This window comes from Kitasatospora sp. NPDC001540, assembly GCF_042894345.1.
Lineage (GTDB): Bacteria > Actinomycetota > Actinomycetes > Streptomycetales > Streptomycetaceae > Kitasatospora > Kitasatospora phosalacinea_C.
The window spans coordinates 22,069-39,616 of the sequence record NZ_JBIAVO010000009.1 but is presented as its reverse complement, the minus strand read 5'-3'; the positions used below and the strand labels follow the sequence as shown (position 1 = coordinate 39,616).

General features: G+C 76.5%; 18 protein-coding genes. 4 read left to right on the top strand and 14 right to left on the bottom strand.

Annotation, left to right across the window (positions count from 1 at the left end; translation table 11 throughout):
- Nucleotides 1-7: 7 nt before the first annotated feature.
- Entirely contained in the window at nucleotides 8-481 is a 474-nt protein-coding gene (locus ACFY00_RS13700) for a carboxymuconolactone decarboxylase family protein (RefSeq protein WP_388030775.1), read from the top strand.
- 71 nt (nucleotides 482-552) lie between these two features.
- Here ACFY00_RS13700 and ACFY00_RS13695 read toward each other — a convergent pair whose 3' ends face one another.
- From ACFY00_RS13695 to ACFY00_RS13680, 4 genes are all read right to left on the bottom strand, one after another.
- Nucleotides 553-1,263, bottom strand: coding sequence for a TetR/AcrR family transcriptional regulator (locus tag ACFY00_RS13695; RefSeq protein WP_388030774.1), 711 nt, complete (start codon nucleotides 1,261-1,263; stop codon nucleotides 553-555).
- A 235-nt stretch (nucleotides 1,264-1,498) separates the two neighbouring features.
- Nucleotides 1,499-2,455 carry a helix-turn-helix domain-containing protein gene (locus ACFY00_RS13690; RefSeq protein WP_388030771.1) on the bottom strand — a complete coding sequence of 319 codons (957 nt, stop codon included), beginning with the start codon at nucleotides 2,453-2,455 and terminating at the stop codon, nucleotides 1,499-1,501.
- Nucleotides 2,456-2,564: 109 nt separating this feature from the next.
- Nucleotides 2,565-3,209 (bottom strand): response regulator, encoded by a 645-nt coding sequence (locus ACFY00_RS13685; protein WP_388030769.1) that lies wholly within the window; start codon nucleotides 3,207-3,209, stop codon nucleotides 2,565-2,567.
- The gene (locus tag ACFY00_RS13680; protein WP_388030766.1) at nucleotides 3,206-4,459 is read right to left on the bottom strand and encodes a sensor histidine kinase; all 1,254 of its coding nucleotides are present in this window, start codon (nucleotides 4,457-4,459) and stop codon (nucleotides 3,206-3,208) included. Before ACFY00_RS13680 ends, ACFY00_RS13685 begins: the two co-directional genes overlap by 4 nt.
- Nucleotides 4,460-4,640: 181 nt before the next feature.
- Here ACFY00_RS13680 and ACFY00_RS13675 point away from each other — a divergent pair, with 181 nt between their 5' ends.
- Together ACFY00_RS13675 and ACFY00_RS13670 are read left to right on the top strand one after the other, a co-directional pair.
- Entirely contained in the window at nucleotides 4,641-5,705 is a 1,065-nt protein-coding gene (locus tag ACFY00_RS13675; protein ID WP_388030764.1) for an FtsX-like permease family protein, read from the top strand.
- A gap of 22 nt (nucleotides 5,706-5,727) precedes the next feature.
- Nucleotides 5,728-6,477: an ABC transporter ATP-binding protein gene (locus ACFY00_RS13670; RefSeq protein WP_388030761.1), complete on the top strand. Its 750-nt coding sequence runs from the start codon at nucleotides 5,728-5,730 to the stop codon at nucleotides 6,475-6,477.
- 147 nt (nucleotides 6,478-6,624) lie between these two features.
- Here the strand turns inward: ACFY00_RS13670 and ACFY00_RS13665 are convergent, their stop codons facing one another.
- Nucleotides 6,625-7,551 (bottom strand): alpha/beta hydrolase family protein, encoded by a 927-nt coding sequence (locus ACFY00_RS13665; protein WP_388030758.1) that lies wholly within the window; start codon nucleotides 7,549-7,551, stop codon nucleotides 6,625-6,627.
- A gap of 104 nt (nucleotides 7,552-7,655) precedes the next feature.
- On the opposite strand from ACFY00_RS13665, the gene ACFY00_RS13660 reads away from it, so the two are divergent.
- Nucleotides 7,656-8,225, top strand: a complete 570-nt coding sequence (locus tag ACFY00_RS13660; protein ID WP_388030755.1) for a TetR/AcrR family transcriptional regulator — start codon at nucleotides 7,656-7,658, stop codon at nucleotides 8,223-8,225.
- Between the two features lie 80 nt (nucleotides 8,226-8,305).
- Here the strand turns inward: ACFY00_RS13660 and ACFY00_RS13655 are convergent, their stop codons facing one another.
- From ACFY00_RS13655 to ACFY00_RS13615, 9 genes are all read right to left on the bottom strand, one after another.
- Complete coding sequence (locus ACFY00_RS13655; protein ID WP_388030753.1) at nucleotides 8,306-8,989, bottom strand: GntR family transcriptional regulator; 684 nt, start codon at nucleotides 8,987-8,989, stop codon at nucleotides 8,306-8,308.
- A 105-nt stretch (nucleotides 8,990-9,094) separates the two neighbouring features.
- Nucleotides 9,095-9,991, bottom strand: coding sequence for an ornithine cyclodeaminase family protein (locus ACFY00_RS13650; protein WP_388030751.1), 897 nt, complete (start codon nucleotides 9,989-9,991; stop codon nucleotides 9,095-9,097).
- Complete coding sequence (locus ACFY00_RS13645; protein WP_388030750.1) at nucleotides 9,988-10,998, bottom strand: proline racemase family protein; 1,011 nt, start codon at nucleotides 10,996-10,998, stop codon at nucleotides 9,988-9,990. Before ACFY00_RS13645 ends, ACFY00_RS13650 begins: the two co-directional genes overlap by 4 nt.
- Nucleotides 10,998-12,377 carry an aldehyde dehydrogenase family protein gene (locus ACFY00_RS13640; RefSeq protein WP_388030748.1) on the bottom strand — a complete coding sequence of 460 codons (1,380 nt, stop codon included), beginning with the start codon at nucleotides 12,375-12,377 and terminating at the stop codon, nucleotides 10,998-11,000. The genes ACFY00_RS13645 and ACFY00_RS13640 overlap by 1 nt, the downstream gene beginning before the upstream one ends.
- A gap of 54 nt (nucleotides 12,378-12,431) precedes the next feature.
- A complete protein-coding gene (locus ACFY00_RS13635) occupies nucleotides 12,432-13,439 on the bottom strand; it encodes a proline racemase family protein (protein ID WP_388030745.1) in 1,008 nt (335 codons plus the stop codon).
- Between the two features lie 54 nt (nucleotides 13,440-13,493).
- Nucleotides 13,494-14,402 (bottom strand): dihydrodipicolinate synthase family protein, encoded by a 909-nt coding sequence (locus ACFY00_RS13630; RefSeq protein ID WP_388030742.1) that lies wholly within the window; start codon nucleotides 14,400-14,402, stop codon nucleotides 13,494-13,496.
- Nucleotides 14,403-14,549: 147 nt separating this feature from the next.
- Nucleotides 14,550-16,001 (bottom strand): NAD(P)/FAD-dependent oxidoreductase, encoded by a 1,452-nt coding sequence (locus ACFY00_RS13625; protein ID WP_388030739.1) that lies wholly within the window; start codon nucleotides 15,999-16,001, stop codon nucleotides 14,550-14,552.
- Nucleotides 15,982-16,290 (bottom strand): (2Fe-2S)-binding protein, encoded by a 309-nt coding sequence (locus tag ACFY00_RS13620; RefSeq protein WP_388030737.1) that lies wholly within the window; start codon nucleotides 16,288-16,290, stop codon nucleotides 15,982-15,984. The genes ACFY00_RS13625 and ACFY00_RS13620 overlap by 20 nt, the downstream gene beginning before the upstream one ends.
- 47 nt (nucleotides 16,291-16,337) lie before the next feature.
- On the bottom strand, nucleotides 16,338-17,495 hold the full coding sequence (locus tag ACFY00_RS13615; RefSeq protein WP_388030735.1) for an NAD(P)/FAD-dependent oxidoreductase: 1,158 nt from the start codon (nucleotides 17,493-17,495) through the stop codon (nucleotides 16,338-16,340).
- Nucleotides 17,496-17,548: the final 53 nt, after the last annotated feature.

Below are 17,548 nucleotides of genomic sequence, written 5' to 3'. Positions count from 1 at the left end.
CACCACCGTGGACGCACGTCTCAACTACTTCGGCAACCCGCTCGGCGCGAAGTTCCTCAAGCACATCAACTCGGCCGGTCACGCCCTGGGCCTGTCCGCCCTGCCGATGAGCACCCAGGAGCTGGTGAAGATCCGCGCCAGCCAGATCAACGGGTGCGGTTTCTGCACCGACATGCACACCAAGGACGCCGCGCACGCCGGGGAGACCCAGCTGCGGCTCAACCTGGTCGCCGCCTGGCGCGAGGCCAACGTCTTCACCGAGGCCGAGCGGGCCGCCCTGGAGCTCACCGAGCAGGGCACCCGGATCGCGGACGCCGCGGGCGGCGTCAGCGACGAGGCCTGGGCCGAGGCCGCCAAGCACTACGACGAGGAGCAGCTGACCGCGCTGGTCGGCCTGATCGCGCTGATCAACGCGTACAACCGGGTCAACGTGCTGATCCGGCAGCCCGCCGGCGACTACGTCCCGGGCCAGTTCGCCTGATCCACCGGCAGCCGGACGTCCGGGCCCGCCCGCACGACGGGCCGGGACGTCCGCCCCGCCCCCCCCCACGCTCAGGCCAGTTCGCGACCGGCCAGGGCCGCCGCCTCCCGGGCGGCCCGGTCGCACCCGGCCAGCCGCAGCACCGCGTCGGCCACGGCCGCCCCGACCTCCGCCGTCCCGTACCCGCCTCCGGCCTCGCCGCCGCTCCCGTCCCCGCTCCCCCGCCCCCGGTCGCGGACCACCGCGACGCCGCCCTCCACCAGGCCCAGCAGCAGGTCGCAGCGCAGCTCGCGGCCGGGCTCGTCCGGGGCGATCAGGCGCAGCAACTCGCCGTACGCGGCGCGGAGTCGGGCGCGGGCTCCGCGGAACCCGGCGAAGCGCTCGCCGCGCACCTCGGGCAGTTGGTAGAGCGCGCCGAGGTTGTACAGGCCGCGGTGCAGCAGCGCCGCGTCGGCCGAGGCCAGCGCCCACAGCCGGGCGGCCGGGTCGGCCCCGGGGCGGGCGAGCAGCGCGGTGGCGAGTTGCAGCGAGGGCTCGACGGTGGACTCCAGCAGGGTGGCGAGGATGTCCTCCTTGCGCGCGAAGTAGTGGTACATCGACGCCTGTCGCAGCCCGGCCTTCTCCGCCACCGCCCGGGTGGTGGTCGCCGCGTAGCCGTTCTCGGTGAACAGCTCCGCGGCCGCGGCCAACACCTGGTCGCGGGGCGACAGTTCACTCTCCGAGGGCCCCAGCGCACGGGGCCGCCCGACCCGCGCGGACGGGCGGGGATGCTGGGCAACCATGCCCCGAATCCTTCCACACCCCCGCCCCTCCCCACCCCTCCACCACCCCTTCACCGCCCGGCGAGCAGGGCCGCGGCCGCCCGCAGCTCCGCCTCCCCCTCCCGCCCGCTACCGCCCGCTCCGGCCCGCTCCGGCCCGCAGCGCCGGAGAGTCCTCCCCGGTGGCCGGCAACTCGGCTGCGGCCCACGGCAGTTCGCCGGACGGAACCCATCCGGCGGCCTGCCTCAGGGCGAGTTCACGCACCCGCCGCACCACCCGCCCCCACTCCTCCCGCGACCCCCGCCGCCCCCGTCCGGACGACCGGGATCCACAGCTGCGCCTGCGACTGCTCCGGGTCGTCCTGCACCGGCCGGACGCGCAGGATCTCCGGGCCGGGCCGGTACTCGTAGGGGTTGGACGGGATCCACCGGGCCGCCACCTCGGCCCACATCTGCTGCAGCGCCTGCGGGAACGGCCCGGTGTTCTCGAACACCGCCCAACTGCCCGCCGGGCACTCCAGCACGTCGAGGTCGGCGGGGACCTCGGCGGCCCCGCTCACCACCGCGTGGTAGTAGTCCAGCAGGCTGCCCTCCGCGAAACCGTCCGGCCCGTCCGCCCCGACCAGCCCGTCCGGCCCGACCCCGGGCAGTCGTACGGTCGCCGACACCACGCCCTCCGGGTCCTGGTCGGAGAGCGCGGCGATCCGCCGCGAGGTCTCCGCCGGGATGCTCCGGACGTGCTCGAGGATGTGCGGGTTGACCCCCTCGTGGATCAACGGGACCCGGGCCTTCTTGCCCACGACCCGGAACGCTTCCTTCTCCACGATGCGGTACCGCATGGTGGTACTCCCTTCGACGACGAGTCGGAAGGACAGCCGGGGCTGCGCGTTCAGCACCGCGCCGCTGCGCCGCGCCTCGCCGGGGCCGACCCCGTGCAGGGCGCGGAACGCCCGGGCGAAGGCCTCCCCCGAGCCGTACCCGTAGCGCACCGCGACGTCCAGCAGCGACGGCTCCCCGGCCAGCACCTCGGCCGCCGCGACGGTCAGCCGCCTGCGCCGCACGTACTCCGACAGCGGCATCCCCGCCAGCGACGAGAACAGCCGCCGGAAGTGGTACTCCGACGTCGCGGTGATCCGCGCCAGCTCGGCCACCTCCAGCCGCCCGTCGAGGTGCTCCTCGACGTGCTCCATCGCCTGGTTCAACCGCTCCAGCACCCGGCTCCCCTTCCCTTTCCTTACCGCCGACCCTAGGGACCGCCGCCCCCGCCGCACCCGACATCCCCTGCCCGCTCCGGTCGGGTCCCCGGCAGGGGCGGGCGCCCGCTCAGCGCCCCGCGGCGCGGACCAGACCGGCCGAGAGGCCGGCCGCGATGGCCGAGGTGCGGGAGTCCACGCCGAGTTTGTCGTAGATGTGCACCAGGTGGGTCTTGACCGTCGCCTCGCTGATGAAGAGCCGCTTGGAGATCTGCCGGTTCGGCAGGCCCTCGGCGAGCAGTTGCAGGATCTCCGTCTCGCGCGGGGAGAGCGAGGGGCGCCCGGCCCGGACGCGGCCGAGGAGGCGGGCGGCGACGGGCGGGGCGAGGACGGTCTCGCCGCGGGCGGTGGCGTGGACGGCGGCGGCGAGCTCCTCGGGCGGGGCGTCCTTGAGGAGGTAGCCGGTCGCCCCGGCTTCGACGGCGGCGAGGATGTCGGCGTCGGTGGAGTAGGTGGTGAGGACCAGGACGGCGGGCGGGTCGGGCAGCGCGGTGATCCGGCGGGTGGCCTCGACGCCGTGCATGCCGGTGCCCATCTGGAGGTCCATCAGGACGACGTGGGGGCGCCGCTCGGCCGGCAGGGCGGCGAGCAGGTCGAGGGCGGCGGCGCCGTCCGCGGCCTCGCCGACGGCGGCGACCTCGGGCAGGTCCTCCACCACGGCGCGCAGGCCGCGCCGGACCACGGGGTGGTCGTCCACCACCATCACCCGGATCACCGTCGCACCCCCGCCGCGGAGAACCGTCCGGCCTCCGAGCGCGCTCCGTCCGCCACCCGCTCGACGGACGGGGGCCGATCGGCGCGCAGCGGGAGCGTCGCGGCCACGGCGGTGCCCTCGCCGGGGGCGGACTCGACGGTGAGGGTGCCGCCGAGGGCGGCGATGCGTTCGTGCATGCCGTGCAGCCCGAAGGAGCCGGGGGCGGGTGCGGTGGCGGGGTCGAAGCCGGTGCCGTCGTCGTAGACGTCGAGGGTGACGGCGTCGTCGAGGTAGGCGAGGGTGACGGCGACGTGCGCGGCGTGGGCGTGCCGGACGGCGTTGGCGAGGGCCTCCTGGGTGAGGCGCAGCAGCGCGACCTCGGCCTCGACGGGCAGCGGGTACGGCTCGCCGTCGCGGTGGAAGGCGGCGTCCGCGCCGTCGGCGAGGCGGCGCAGGGCGTCGGCGAGGGTGGTGCCGTCGAGCGCGGGCGGGGTGAGGGCGTGGACGAAGCGGCGGGCCTCGGCGAGGTTGGCGGAGGCGGTGCGTTCGATCTCGTCGAGCAGCGGTGCGGCGGCGTCCGTACCGCCGCCGTCGGCGCCCCGGGCCTCGCGGGCGAGCAGGACGATGCCGGCCAGGCCCTGCGCGAGGGTGTCGTGGATCTCGCGGGCGAGGCGCTGGCGTTCGGCGAGGCGCCCGGCTTCGCGCTGGCTGGCGGCGAGTTCGTCGCGGGTGCGGACCAGGTCGTCGATGAGCTGCTGGCGGGCGCGGCTCTCCCGGTAGAGGGCGGCGTAGCCGTACGCGGTGAGCAGGGCGACGGCGAGTCCGGCGAGCGGGCCGATGACCTTGGCGGTGGTGAGCCCGCCGGGGGTGGTGGTCTGGGCGGCGAGGACGGCGGCGGTGAGGGCGGCGACGGCGGGCAGGGCGTAGCGCGGCGGCAGGACGTGCAGGCAGACGAAGTACAGCGGGAAGGCGAGGTAGCTGAACTCGGGGTGCTGGAGGGTGAGGGCGATCCACAGCGCGGCGACGGCGAGCAGCCAGGCGGCGCCGAGGGTGCGCGAGGTGCGGATCCGGCGCAGGACGCCCCCGGCGGCGTACCCGGCGGCGAGCGCCCCGGCGGTGGCCCATCCGGCCGGGCCGAGCGCCCCGTCGGCGGCGGCGCGGGCGAGCAGGACGGCGAGCAGGGCGAGGAACAGGCCGTGCACGGCGAGGCTGGCCAGGCGCAGCGCGGGCGTCGGGCCGGCCGGTGCGGCCTGCGGTTCGTTACGGGGCACGCCTTCCGAGGGTACGGGGCGCAGGTCGGCCCGGGGGCCGCCGCGGCATCAACCCTTCGATGGATTTCCGGGTGCACCCCTCGGCGGGTACGGGCTCCGTCCGTCTCCCCGATGGCAGCGGGGCCGCGCCGGTCCACGCTGGAACCGCCTTCCCCTCCCGCTCCCCTCCGAAAGGTCTCCCGTGTTCGTCGCCCTGCGTGACATCCGCTTCGCCCGTGGGCGGTTCGCCCTGATGGGCGCGGTGGTCACCTTGATCACGACCCTGGTGGTGTTCCTGTACGGCCTGACCGGCGGCCTGGCCTCGGCGGCGTCCTCGGCGGTCGCCGAACTCCCGGCGGACGGCGTGGTGTTCGGCGCCCCGGCGGGTGCGGACGCCGAGGTGTCGTTCGCCTCCAGCACGGTGTCGCCGAGCCAGCGGGCGGCGGTGGCCGCGGCGGGCGCGGGCGAGGTGCACCCGCTGGGGGTGGCGATGTCCCGGCTGACGGCGGACGGCGGCGCGGCCTCGGTGAGCGTGCTGGGCACGGACGCGGCGCTGCTGCCGCCGCTGGCCCGGGGCGCGGCCCCGGCGGACGGCGAGCTCGCGGTGGGCGCCGACACGGCCGCCGCGTACCACCTCGCCCCGGGCAGCCGGGTGACGCTCGGCGCGCAGCGGTTGACGGTCTCGGCGGTCACCGAGGCGCGTTCGCTCTCGCACGCCCCGAGCGTGTGGACCACCCCGTCGACCTGGCAGCGGGTCTCCGGCCAGCAGCAGCCCACCGCCCTCGCGCTGCGCGGCCTCCCGCACGGCCTCCCGCACGGCCTGCCCGCCGACCTGCGGGCGGTGTCGCTGGAGGACGCGCTGGCGGGCGTCAACGGGTACGCGGCGGAGCAGGGCAGCCTGCAGCTGATCCAGGGCTTCCTGTTCGCGGTGAGCGCCCTGGTGGTGGGCGCGTTCTTCACGGTGTGGACGGTGCAGCGCCGCCCGGACATCGCGGTGCTCAAAGCCGTCGGCGCGTCCAGCGGCTACCTGGTGCGGGACGCGCTGGCGCAGGCGGCGGCCGTCCTGCTGGCGGGTGCGCTGCTGGGCGGGGCGCTGGGCGCGCTCGGCGGGGTGTTCGCCTCGGCCGCGGTGCCGTTCGACGCGGGCGGCCTGACGGTGGCCGTCCCGGTGGCCGCGATGGTGCTGCTGGGCCTGCTGGGCGCGGCCCTCGCGGTGCGCCGGATCACCGCCGTCGACCCGCTGGCCGCCCTGGGCGCCCACCGATGACCCCCACCGATGACCCCCGCCGATGACCACCCACCCCACCCCGGAAGGCCCCGCCGTGACCACCACCGCCACCGCCACCGCCACCTCCCCGCGCACCGGCACCGGCCTCGCCCTGCGCGCCGTGACCCTCAGCTACCCGGACGGCGGGAGTCGGCTGACCGCCTTGGACGAGGTCGAACTGACCGTCGCCCCGGGCGAGTTCACGGCCGTCGCGGGCCCGTCCGGCTCCGGCAAGTCCAGTCTGCTGGCGGTGGCCGCGACGCTGCTGCGCCCGGACCGCGGCGAGGTGCTGGTCGACGGCGTGGACGCGGGCGCGCTGGGCGAGCGCGAGCGCACCGCGCTGCGCCGCGAACGCCTGGGCATCGTCTTCCAGCAGTCGAACCTGCTGGCCTCGCTGACCGCCGTCGAGCAACTGCTGGTCCTGGAGTCGGTGCGCGGCCGCCGCCCGGCCCGCTCCCGCCGCCGGGCCGAGGACCTGCTGGAGTCGGTCGGCCTGACGGGCCCCGAGCAGCGCCGCCGCCCGCACCAGCTCTCGGGCGGCCAGCGCCAGCGGGTGAACATCGCCCGCGCCCTCTTCGGCAGCCCGTCCGTCCTGCTGGTGGACGAGCCGACCTCGGCCCTGGACCACGAACGCGGCGCCCAGGTCGTTGAACTCCTCGCCGAGGTGACCCGCACCCACCGCACCGCGACCGTGATGGTCACCCACGACCGCGAGCTGCTGGGCCGGGCCGACCGCGTCCTGGAGATGCACGACGGCCGCCTGTCCGGCTGAGCCCGGCCGATCCCGTCCGCTCCCGGCCGGACCCGCCCGAGGAGCACCGAGCGCACCGAGCCCAGCACGCCGAGCCGAGCACGCCGAGCCGGGCGCACCGAACCGGGCGCACCGAGCCGGACGCACCGAACCCGCCCCGGCCCGGACTCACTTGCCGGTGATGCTCCACGCGCCGTCCCCGGCCTCGCCGCTGCCGCCCGGAGCCAGCGCGGCCCACTCGGCGTCGCCGAGGCCGAGGGCCGTGCGGAGGTAGGCGGAGACCGCGTCGGCGAGGAGGGCCACGCGCTCGGGGTCCTCGTCGGTGGTCTCCGCGACCTTCTCCCCGGCGATGCCGCCCATGGTGTGCTCGGCCCCGGCGAGGGTGAGCAGGCTCTTGGGGGCCGGGCTGAGGTGGTAGGCGTCGGTGAACCACTCCGGCCCCCGGGTGGTGAGCTGCGACCGGTCCTCGCCCCCGGCGACGATCAGGGCCGGGGTGGTCATGGTGGAGAAGTCCGGCTTCATGAACGGGAGGTGCTCGGCGGCGAACGGGGTGAGGGTGTCGCCGGTCCCGGCCGCGGCGATCAGCGCACCGGCCGACACCGCGGGGTGCGAGAAGTCCTCGCCGGGGACGCCGTCGGCGTCGAGCACGCGGGCCCCGAGGAGGGCGCCCGCAGTCTGGGCGCCCCAGGAGTGGCCGACCACGGCGGTGCGCCCGGGGTCGGCGCGGGTCTCCAGGTCGGCCTGGGCCAGGAGGTCGCCGAGGTGGTCGAGGACCGCGTGGAGGTCGGCTATCCGCACGCGCCAGACGGTGGCGAAGCGCGGGTCGTCCCAGCCGATGGCGTTGCGGCGGGAGTCCAGGTGGGTGGGCTGCACCACGACGAATCCGGCGGCGGCCCACCGGTCGACGAGGGGCCCGTACCCGTCCAGCGACCAGGCGTTGCCGTGGGAGAAGACGATCACGGGCAGGTCCCGGCCCGTCCGGGGGGCGGTGACCCGCACCTGCAGGTCGGTGCCGCGACCGGGCGCGGGAACGGTGAGGGGCTTGACCGAGACGATCTGCCGGTCACGGAAGTGGGCATGGGTGTGGGAGGACATGGGGGGACCTGGGCTCTCTCCGGGGACGGCTCTGCCATACTTTGACGGAGCAACGTTCCGCCAACTTAGCGGAACATTGTTCCGCGAGTAAAGGGGAGCCATCCGTGCCGGAGTCGGTCGGGGTACGCCAAGCACAGGCGCAACGCACGCGCCGCGGCCTGCTGGAGGCAGCCGCGGCGGTCTTCGTCGAACAGGGCGTCCAGGCGCCGGTCCGCGACATCGCCGTGCGCGCCGGCGTCGGCGTCGGCACGCTCTACCGGAACTTCCCGACCCGCGCGGACCTCGTCACCGCCGTCTACCGGCACCAGATCGACGCCTGCGCCGCCCTCGCCCCGCAGCTCCTGGCGGAGTCCGACTCGGCGTTCACCGCACTGAGGCGGTGGACGGACGCGTTCGTGGACTTCCTGGTGACCAAGCACGGCCTCGGCGCGGCCCTGGGCTCCGGTGATCCGGGGCTGGAGAACCTCCACGTCCTCATGCTCGACACCCTGGTCCCGGCCTGCACCGCACTACTGGACGCGTGCGCCGCCGAGGGCGGACTCCACCCCGGCCTCACCGCCTACCGGCTCATGCGCGCCGTCGGGAACCTCTGCATCACCGGCCCCGACTACGACCAGGCCGACGCCCGGCACATGGTCGCCGTCCTCCTCGCCGGATGCCGCACCCCGGCCTGACCCGCACCCCCCGACCGACCCCTGACCGGCCCTGACCGCCCCCGACCGCCGCCGACCGAGCCCCCCGGCCCGGCCTCCCGCTACTGCTGCGCGGCGGCCCGGTCGCCGGCCGCCCACAGGTGGCGGATGTGACCGAGGTGCCGGGTCATGCACTCCTGCGCGGCCTCGGCGTCGCCGGTCAGCAGCACGTCGAGCAGTTCGAGGTGCTCCTCGGCGGAGGTGACCAGCTCGCCCTGCCGGTCGAGCCGGTTGAGGCCGTAGAGGCGCGAGCGCTTGCGCAGGTCGCCCACGGTCTCGACCAGTCGGGCGTTGCCGGCCAGGGCGAGCAGGTCGAGGTGGAACTGCCGGTCGGCCTCCAGGTAGCCGATCAGGTCGTGCTGGCGGGCGGCCGCGACGATGGCCTCGGCTTGCGGGCGCAGCGCCTCCAACTGTTCGGCGGTGGCGGTCCGGGCGACCTGGCCGACGGTGGGGACCTCGATGAGCGCGCGGATCTCGGTGTACTCGTCGAGGTCCCGGTCGGAGAGCTCGGTGACCCGGAAGCCCTTGTTGCGGACGGCCTCGACCAGGCCCTCCCGGGCCAGGTCGAGCATCGCCTCGCGGACCGGGGTCGCGGAGACCCCGAAGTCGACGGCCAGGGTCGGGGCCGAGTAGACCACGCCCGGGCGCAGCTCGCCGGAGATGAGTGCCGCACGCAGGGCGTGGGCGACCTGGTCGCGCAGCCGCTCCTGGACGGAGATGAGGTTGCGGGGCTTGAGGTCGGCCATGGTGTTCCTCCGGAGGTCCAATAGGGCCCCATTGTACAATGTCACGTTGCGGAGAGTGAATGCCCCACGTGCGACGGTCGCCGTCCGTGTCCGCGCGCCGAGGCGCTACCCCGCCACCGCGTGCTGCGCCGCCGCCACCGCCAGATCCTGCCACGCCATGCCCACGCTCTTGAAGAACCTGGGTCGATCATGGCGGACGACGGCCCTCCCGGTGACCAGTTCGGCCAGATTGGTCAGCCGCTCGGCCCCGACCCCGGCCAGCAGCAGGTCCCCGGCCTCGCGCAGCGCGACCTTCCGGGCCTCGACGAACAGGTCGGCGCGGCCGAGCAGTTGGGCGTCCACCTCGCGGGCCCGCGGCTCGTGCGAGCCGACCGCGGCGACCACCGCCCGGTCGGGCACCAGGGCGCCGTCGAACAGCGGGGTGCGGGCGGCGGTGCAGCACACCACGAGGTCGGCCCCGGCGACCGCCCCCGGCGTCCCGACGGCCGCCTCCAGGCCGAACCCGGCGGCCCGGGCGGCCAGTTCGGCGGCCGGGCCCGGCCGCCGGGCCACCACCGTGACCCGCTCCAGCCCGGGCAGCACGGCCCGCAGCGCCGCCGCGTGGCCCAGCGCCTGCGGCCCGGCGCCGAACAGCACCAGGTGCCGGGCGCCGGGCGCGGCCAGCGCCCGCAGGGCCAGCGCGGTGACGGCGGGGGTGCGCAGCGCGGTGAGCGCGGCCCCGTCCAGCAGGGCGAGCGGCTGCAGGGTGGGGCCGTCGAGCAGCAGGTACGACCCGGTGATCCGGGGCAGCCCGGCCGCCGGGTTGCCGGGCGCCACCCCGGCGACCTTCACCCCGGCGTACCGCCCGGTCGCGGCGGGCATCAGCAGCAACTCCCCGGCCGGGACGGGCACGCCCACCCGCGGCGGGCAGGCCTCCACGTCCAGCCCGTCCAGCAGGGCCCGCTCCAGCGCGTCCACGGCGGCCGGGAAGTCGAGCGTCAGCTCCAGCCCCGGGGCGGTCACAGCAGGAAGCCCGCGCCGAGGGCGTCCTCGCCGTCGAGGACGAAGCGGTGCTCGCCGGTGCGGTGGGCGGTGCCGGTGACCTCGGTGACCACCCCGCCGTCCTGCGTCCCGCGGACCCGGCCGGTGAAGACGGTGCCGATGATCGAGTCGTGGCGCAGGGCTCGGTCGCCGCCGAGGGCGCCCTCGTCGGCGAGCAGGGCGAGCCGGGCGGAGGTGCCGGAGCCGCACGGGGAGCGGTCGATCTGGCCGTCGGCGAAGACGGTGACGTTGCGCTGGTGCGGGCCGGCCGGCGTGTCGGGCAGTTCGTCGTACAGGATGACGCCGTAGACGCCGTCGCGGTGCCCGGCGAGCGCCTCGTGGCCCTCCAGCGCGGCACGGACCTCCCGTCCGGCGGCGGTGAGTTCGGCCAGCCGGTCGGGGACGACGGACAGGCCGAGCGCGGCGGCGGGCAGCGAGGCGTACACCGCGCCGGAGTGTGCCAGGTCGACGGCCACCGGGCGTCCGCCGACGGTCAGTTCGACCTTGCGGGCCAGCACCCGGGTCGGCACGTTGCGGAAGGTCACGGCGGTGGTACGGCCCCCGCTGCGGTGCACGGTGGCGCTGACCCGGCCGGAGGGGACGTCGATGCGCACCAGCGCGGTGCCGTGCTCGGGGGCGGCGACCAGGCCGGTGTCCACCGCCCAGGCGCCGAGCGCCATGGTGCCGTGGCCGCACGCCGTCGAGTAGCCGTCCTTGTGCCAGAACAGGACGCCGAAGTGCGCCCCGCCGTCGTCCGCGGGGACGACGAACCCGCCGTACATCCCGGCGTGCCCGCGCGGTTCGCGGGTCAGCAGGCGGCGCACGTCGTCCAGCGCGCTGGGGCGCGGCGAGGTCGCGGTGCCGCCCGCGCCGATCGCGATCGAGCGGCGTTCGGCGACGGTGTCGCCGGGCACCGGCGGCAGGCCCGCGACGACGATCCGGAACGGCTCGCCCGCGGTGTGGTAGTCGGTGGTCGAGATCTGCTGCATCACTGCTCCCCGGCGGGCAGCACGCTGACGGTGCGCGAGGCGGTGTAGAAGTCGAGCGCGGCCCGGCCCTGCTCGCGGGAGCCGTACGAGGCGCCCTTGGCGCCGCCGAACGGCAGGTGGAAGTCGACGCCGCTGGAGGGCGCGTTGATCCGGATCATGCCCGCGTCCAGCCGGTCCGCGGCGGCCAGCACCGCGTCCAGGGCGCGCGAGTGGACGGAGGTGGAGAGGCTGTGCCGGGTGTCGTTGGCCAGCGCGACGGCCTCGTCCAGGTCGGCGGCGGGCAGCAGCACGGCGACGGGGCCGAAGAACTCCTCCGTCAGCAGCGGGTGCCCGGCCGGGACGCCCTCCAGCAGGGTCGGCTCCAGGAACCAGCCCGCCCGCTCGGCCCGCGCCCCGCCCGCCAGCACGGTCGCGCCGCCCGCGCGGGCGGTGTCGATCGCGTCGGTCAGCCGTTCCAGCGCCTGCCGGTTGATCACCGGGCCGCAGGAGGTGCCGGGCGCGGACGGGTCGGCGGCCGGGGTCTGGTCGAGCGCCTTGGCCAGCGCCTCGGCCAGCGGCTCGTACGCGTCGCCGACGGCGATCACCCGGCTGGTGGCGGTGCACTTCTGGCCCGCGTAGCCCGCGACGGCGCCCGCCAGGTGCGCGGCGGCCTGCGCGATGTCGGCGTCGGGCAGGACGAGGGCGGCGTTCAGGCCGCCCATCTCGGCCTGTACCGGGATGCCGCGCCCGGTCGCCCCCGCGATCACCGAGCGCCCCACCGCGGTCGAGCCGGTGAAGGAGACCACGTCGGCGCCGCCGATCAGTGCCGTCCCCACCTCGGCACCGCCCGGCACCACCGTCAGCACGCCCTCGGGCAGGCCCGCCAGCTCGGCCAGCCGCAGCGCCACCGCGACCGCCTCCGAGGACGGCTTGAGCACCACCGCGTTGCCGACAGCCAGCGCGGGCGCGGCCTTCCAACTGGGGATCGCCAGCGGGAAGTTCCACGGCGTGATCAGCCCGGCCACCCCGTACGGGCGGCGGCGGGTCAGCAGCAGGCCCGGCCCGGCGGCGGGCTCGTGCACCTCACCGGAGGCGGCGAACGGCGCCTGCGCGTAGTAGCGCCAGATCGCCACCGTGCGGGCGACCTCGCCGCGGGCCTCGGCGACCGGCTTGCCGACCTCCCGGACGACCAGCCCGACCAGCTCGTCGGCGGCACCCTCGATCGCCGCGGCCGCCGCGGTCAGCGCGAGCGACCGCCCGGCCGCCCCCAGCGCCCACCAGCCGCGCTGCGCCCCGCGCGCGTCCGCGAGCGCCGCCGCGACGCCCTCGGCCCCGGTCGACGGCACCGAGGCGACCAGGTCGTCGGGGTCGGCGGGGTTGTACGAGTCGATCGTCGTCATGCTCAGTGACCTTTCAGGCAAAGGGAGTCGGCGGAGCGCCGAGGCGCGGCGCCGTCACAGCAGGAAGCCGGCCGGGAACGGGTCCGTCGGGTCGAGGAAGTACTGCGCGGTGCCGGTGACCCAGGCCCGGCCGGTGACGGTCGGGACGACGGCGGGCCGGCCGGCCACGGTGGTCTCCTCGACCAGGCGGCCGGTGAAGGTCGTCCCGATGAAGGAGTCGTTGCGGAAGTCGGCGCCGATCGCCAGCTCGCCGCGCGCGTGCAGCTGCGCCATCCGCGCGGAGGTGCCCGTCCCGCACGGCGAGCGGTCGAACCAGCCGGGGTGGATGGCCATCGCGTGCCGCGAGTGCACCGCGTCCGAGCCGGGCGCGAGCAGTTGGACGTGGTGGCAGCCGTGGATGGACGGGTCCTCGGGGTGCACCGGCCGGTGCTCCTCCGCGGCGTTGATCGCGTCCATCACCGCCAGCCCGGCGGCCAGGATCTCGTCCTTGCGCCCGCGCTCGAACGGCAGTCCGAGCTGCTCCAGCGGCAGGATCGCGTAGAAGTTGCCGCCGTACGCGAGGTCGTAGCCGACCGTCCCGTACCCGGGCACCGCCAGCTCCCGCCCCAGCGCGACCGCGTACGAGGGCACGTTGCGGAGGGTGACGGCGACCGCGGCCCCGTCCTCCACCCGGACGTCGGCGACCACCAGCCCGGCGGGGGTGTCGAGGCGCACGGTGGTGACCGGTTCGACCACCGGCACCATGCCGGTCTCCACCAGCACGGTGGCCACGCCGATGGTGCCGTGGCCGCACATCGGCAGCAGCCCGGAGACCTCGATGTACAGCACCCCGAAGTCGGCGTCCGGCCGGGTGGGCGGCTGCAGGATCGCGCCGCTCATCGCGGAGTGGCCGCGGGGCTCGTACATCAGCAGCGTGCGGAACCCGTCCAGGTGCCGCTGGAAGTGGGCGCGCCGCTCGGCCATGGTGGCGCCGGGGATCGTGCCGAAGCCGCCGGTGACCACCCGGGTGGGCATGCCCTCGGTGTGCGAGTCGACGGCGTGGAAGACGTGACGGGTCCGCATCGCGGTGCTCTCCAGTCAGCTGGCGGGGACGGATCGGGGCGGCGGCGCGGGTGGTTACCGGTGGCCCTCGGCGAGCGCCTTCTCGGTCGCGGCGCGCACCGCGGCCTCGGCCTCCGGCTCCAGCGGCAGGCGCGGGGCGCGGGTCGGACCGCCGGGGCGGCCCGCGAGGTCCATCGAGAGCTTGATGGACTGCACGAACTCGGTCTTGGAGTCCCAACGCAGCAGCGGGTGCAGCGACTTGTAGAGCGGGACGGCGGTGGCCAGGTCGCCGGAGACGGCGGCGCGGTACAGCGCGGAGGTGGCCGCGGGCAGCGCGTTCGGGTAGCCCGCGATCCAGCCGACCGCACCGGCGATCGCCAGCTCCAGCAGCACGTCGTCGGCGCCGATCAGCAGGTCCAGGCCCGGCGCCAGCTCGCCGATCTCGTAGGCCCGGCGGACGTCGCCGGAGAACTCCTTGACCGCGACGATCGAGCCCTCCGCGTGCAACTGCGCCAGCAGCGGGGGGACGAGGTCGACCTTGGTGTCGATCGGGTTGTTGTACGCGACGACCGGCACCCCGACCTTCGCCACCTCGGCGTAGTGGGCCCGCACCGCGGCGTGGTCGGCCCGGTAGGCGTTCGGCGGCAGCAGCAGCACCGACCCGGCCCCGGCCCCGGCGGCCTGCTCGGCCCACCGGCGCGACTCCGCGCTGCCGTACGCGGCGACCCCGGGCATCACCCGGGCCCCGTCCCCGGCCGCCTCGACGGCGGTGGTGACGACCTTGGCGCGCTCCTCGGGCGTGAGCGTCTGGTACTCGCCGAGCGAGCCGTTGGGGACGACGCCGTCGCAGCCGTTGTCGATCAGCCAGCGGACGTGCTCGGCGTAGGCGTCGTAGTCCACCGTGAGGTCGTCCCGGAAGGGCAGCGTGGTGGCGACCATGATGCCGCGCCAGGGGCGGGCGGGGTCGTGGGGCGTGCGGGTCATGGGAATCTCCCTCGATATGATGTGTGACATTTTACAAACAGGCGAGCTGAGCCCACAAGAGGGCCCCGCCCACCCGAACCGATCCGGCCCGCGCCCGAGGCGACGACTCCGCCCCCGGCGCCGGCCCCGCCGGTCACCGCCCGACCGCTACCCCCGGCCCGACCGCTCCGGTCCCGACTCCGGCCCCGGATCCGCCAGTTGCGCCAGCGGCACCGGACAGGAGAGCGGTCGGCCGTCCGGCCGCCCCGCCCCGCCGCCGGACAGGCGGGCCACCGCGGGCCCGCACATCCGGCCCTGGCACCAGCCCATCCCGGCCCGGGTGAGCAGCTTGACCGTCCGGGCGTCACCGGCGCCGAGCTCCTCCACGGCCGCCCGGATCTCGCCCGCCGGGACTTCCTCGCACCGGCAGACGTCGGTGTCGTCGGTGACCCAGCCGGTCCAGTCCGGCCCGGGCGCGTGCGCGGCGGCCATCAGCGCGGCGAACGCGCGCCGCCGCCGCCGGACGGCGCTCTCCCGGGCGGGCGCGGGGCGTCCGGCCACCGCGTGGGCGGCCAGCACGCCCTCGGCGAGCGCCAGGTCGGCGCCGCCGACGCCGCAGGTCTCCCCCGCGGCCCACAGCCCGGGCACGCTGGTGCGCTGCTCGGCGTCGACCGCGAGGGCGACCGCGCCGTCCGGCCCGGTGACCGTCGCGGCGCCGAGCTCCGTGGCCAGTTCGATCTGCGGGACGAGCCCGTGCCCGATCGCCAGCGCGTCGCACGCGATCCGCCGTTCGCTGCCGGGCACCGGCCCCCACCGGGCGTCCAGCCGGGCCACCGTGACGGCGGTGACCCGGTCGGTGCCGTGCGCCTCGACCACGGCGCTGCCGCGGCGCAGCCGCACGCCGTGCCGCAGCAGCCGGGCGCCGTGCGCGGCGCCCTCGGCGAGCTTCCCGGGGTTGCCGGCCAGCACCGGCAGCCCGCGGGCGTAGCCGAGGTACGTGGCGGCCTCCACGACCACGGGGACCCTCGCCCCGGCCGAGACCAGCGAGGAGGCGGCGGCCAGCAGCAGCGGGCCGCTGCCGGCGACGACGATCCGGCGCCCGGGCAGCACCAGGGAGGACTTGAGCATCGCCTGCGCGCCGCCCGCGGTCACCACGCCGGGCAGCGTCCAGCCCGGGAAGGGCAGGTGCCGCTCGTGGGCGCCGGTGGCCAGCAGGACGGCGCGGGCCGGGACGGTGGCCCGGTCGCCGGCCCCGGGGCCGCGGGTGGCGTGCAGGCGCCAAGGGCGCTCCTCGTCGCCGGGGACGCCCGCCTCGGCCGCCCACACGTGGTGGCCGGGCAGGTGGTCGACCAGCGGCCGGGCGGCCAGCCGGGCCCGCAGCCGGGCGAACACCGCCCAGCCGTGGTGCAGCTTCTCCGGCCGGGCCGCGCCCAGTTCGGGCGCGGGGTGCCGGTAGTACTGGCCACCGGGGCGGCTGCCCGCGTCCACCAGCGCGACCCGCAGGCCGAGCCCGGCGGCGGCGTCGGCCGCGGCCAGTCCGGCGGGCCCGGCGCCGATCACCGCGAGGTCGTAGCAGGAGCCCCGGCGGCCGCCGGACGGCTCAGACTTCGAGGTCGGCATGGCCGTGCCCCTCCTGGGTGGTGACGGTGTCGCCGTGCTCGGCGGGCAGCAGGCACAGGCGCTGGTTGGGGCGGCCGTTGACGGTGGCCAGGCAGTCGAAGCACTGTCCGATCCCGCAGAACGCGCCGCGCGGGCGGCCGGTGCCGCGGGTGGTGCGCCAGGCGAGCACGCCGTCGGCCCACAGCGCGGCGGCCAGCGTCTGCCCGGGCAGTGCGGGCACCGGGCGTCCGTCGAACAGGATGGTGCGGGCGGGTCCGGGTTCGGCGCCCACCAGGTCGAGCGGGTCCATGGCTGCTCCTCGCCTCCGGGTCTCTCGTACCTCGCGCCCCGCCCCGTTCACGGCTCCTCCCCCGTGCCCTCGAACCGCTCGGGACGGAACGGCGCGAGGTCCAGCCCCGGCTCCTCCCCGAGCAGTCGGCGGCTGATCAGCAGCCCGGTGGCGGGCGCCAGGCCGATGCCCGCGCCCTCGTGCCCGCAGGCGTGGTGCAGACCGGGGACGCGGGCGTCCGGGCCGATCGCGGGCAGGTGGTCGGGCAGGTAGGGACGGAAGCCCCGGTAGGCGCGCTGGACCTGGACGGTGCGCAGCACCGGGAAGAGCGCGGCGGCCTGGGCGGCGAGCCGGTGCAGCACCCCGGGGGCGAGGGTGCGGTCGAAGCCGACCCGCTCGCGGCTGGCGCCGATCAGCACCGGCCCGGCGGGGGTGCCCTCGACCACGGCGGAGGACTGCAGGTCGGCCGAGCCGGAGGCGACGTCGGCGACGTAGTCGGCGGCGTAGACCTTGCGCCGGACGATCCGCGGCAGCGGTTCGGTGACGAGGACGAAGCCGCGCCGGGGCAGCACCGGCAGCCGGACCCCGGCCAGCGCGGCGAGTTCGCCGCCCCAGGTGCCCGCGGCGTTGACCACGGCGGGCGCGGCGAGTTCGCGGCGCCCGGTGACGACCCCGGTGACGCTGCCGCCGGGGCCGCGCAGCAGGCCGGTGACGGCCTCGCCGAGGTAGCGGTCGGCGCCGGAGGCGCGCAGCAGGTGGGCGGCGGCGAGGGCGGGCTGCACCTGGGCGTCCTGCGGATACAGGTAGCCGCCGGGCAGCCCCTCGGCCAGGTGGGGTTCGAGGGCGCGCAGTTCGTCGGCGGCGACCGGGACGGCCTCCACCCCGACGGCGCGCTGCCGCGCGGCGAGGCCGTGCAGCGGGTCGAGGCCGGCGGGCCGGGTGGCGACCACCAGGCCGCCCTTGGGCTCGTACTCGACGCGGGCGCCGAACTCCTCGGCGAGTTCGCGCCACAGCCGGGTGGAGAGCAGGGCGAGGTCGAGTTCGGGGCCGGGCTCCTTGTCGGAGACCAGCAGGTTGCCCTCGCCCGCGCCGGTGGTCCCGCCGGCCACCGGTCCGCGGTCCACCACGGCGACCTTCAGGCCGGAGCGGGCCGCGTAGTAGGCGCAGGCGGCGCCGACGACACCGGCGCCGACCACCACGACGTCGTAGGGGGTTCGCTTGAGCACCTCAGTAATATGTCACATGTCTTGAAGCACGGGCAAGCCCCCCACCAGCACCG

What these genes read in the sequence shown, in the direction of transcription:
- ACFY00_RS13635 (WP_388030745.1), bottom strand. Translation starts at nt 13,439, where the DNA reads ATGCGGACCCGTCACGTCTTCCACGCCGTCGACTCGCACACCGAGGGC.
- ACFY00_RS13655 (WP_388030753.1), bottom strand. Translation starts at nt 8,989, where the DNA reads ATGGCCGACCTCAAGCCCCGCAACCTCATCTCCGTCCAGGAGCGGCTG.
- ACFY00_RS13620 (WP_388030737.1), bottom strand. Translation starts at nt 16,290, where the DNA reads ATGGACCCGCTCGACCTGGTGGGCGCCGAACCCGGACCCGCCCGCACC.
- ACFY00_RS13625 (WP_388030739.1), bottom strand. Translation starts at nt 16,001, where the DNA reads ATGCCGACCTCGAAGTCTGAGCCGTCCGGCGGCCGCCGGGGCTCCTGC.
- ACFY00_RS13670 (WP_388030761.1), top strand. Translation starts at nt 5,728, where the DNA reads ATGACCACCCACCCCACCCCGGAAGGCCCCGCCGTGACCACCACCGCC.
- ACFY00_RS13640 (WP_388030748.1), bottom strand. Translation starts at nt 12,377, where the DNA reads ATGACGACGATCGACTCGTACAACCCCGCCGACCCCGACGACCTGGTC.
- ACFY00_RS13645 (WP_388030750.1), bottom strand. Translation starts at nt 10,998, where the DNA reads ATGCAGCAGATCTCGACCACCGACTACCACACCGCGGGCGAGCCGTTC.
- ACFY00_RS13630 (WP_388030742.1), bottom strand. Translation starts at nt 14,402, where the DNA reads ATGACCCGCACGCCCCACGACCCCGCCCGCCCCTGGCGCGGCATCATG.
- ACFY00_RS13665 (WP_388030758.1), bottom strand. Translation starts at nt 7,551, where the DNA reads ATGTCCTCCCACACCCATGCCCACTTCCGTGACCGGCAGATCGTCTCG.
- ACFY00_RS13695 (WP_388030774.1), bottom strand. Translation starts at nt 1,263, where the DNA reads ATGGTTGCCCAGCATCCCCGCCCGTCCGCGCGGGTCGGGCGGCCCCGT.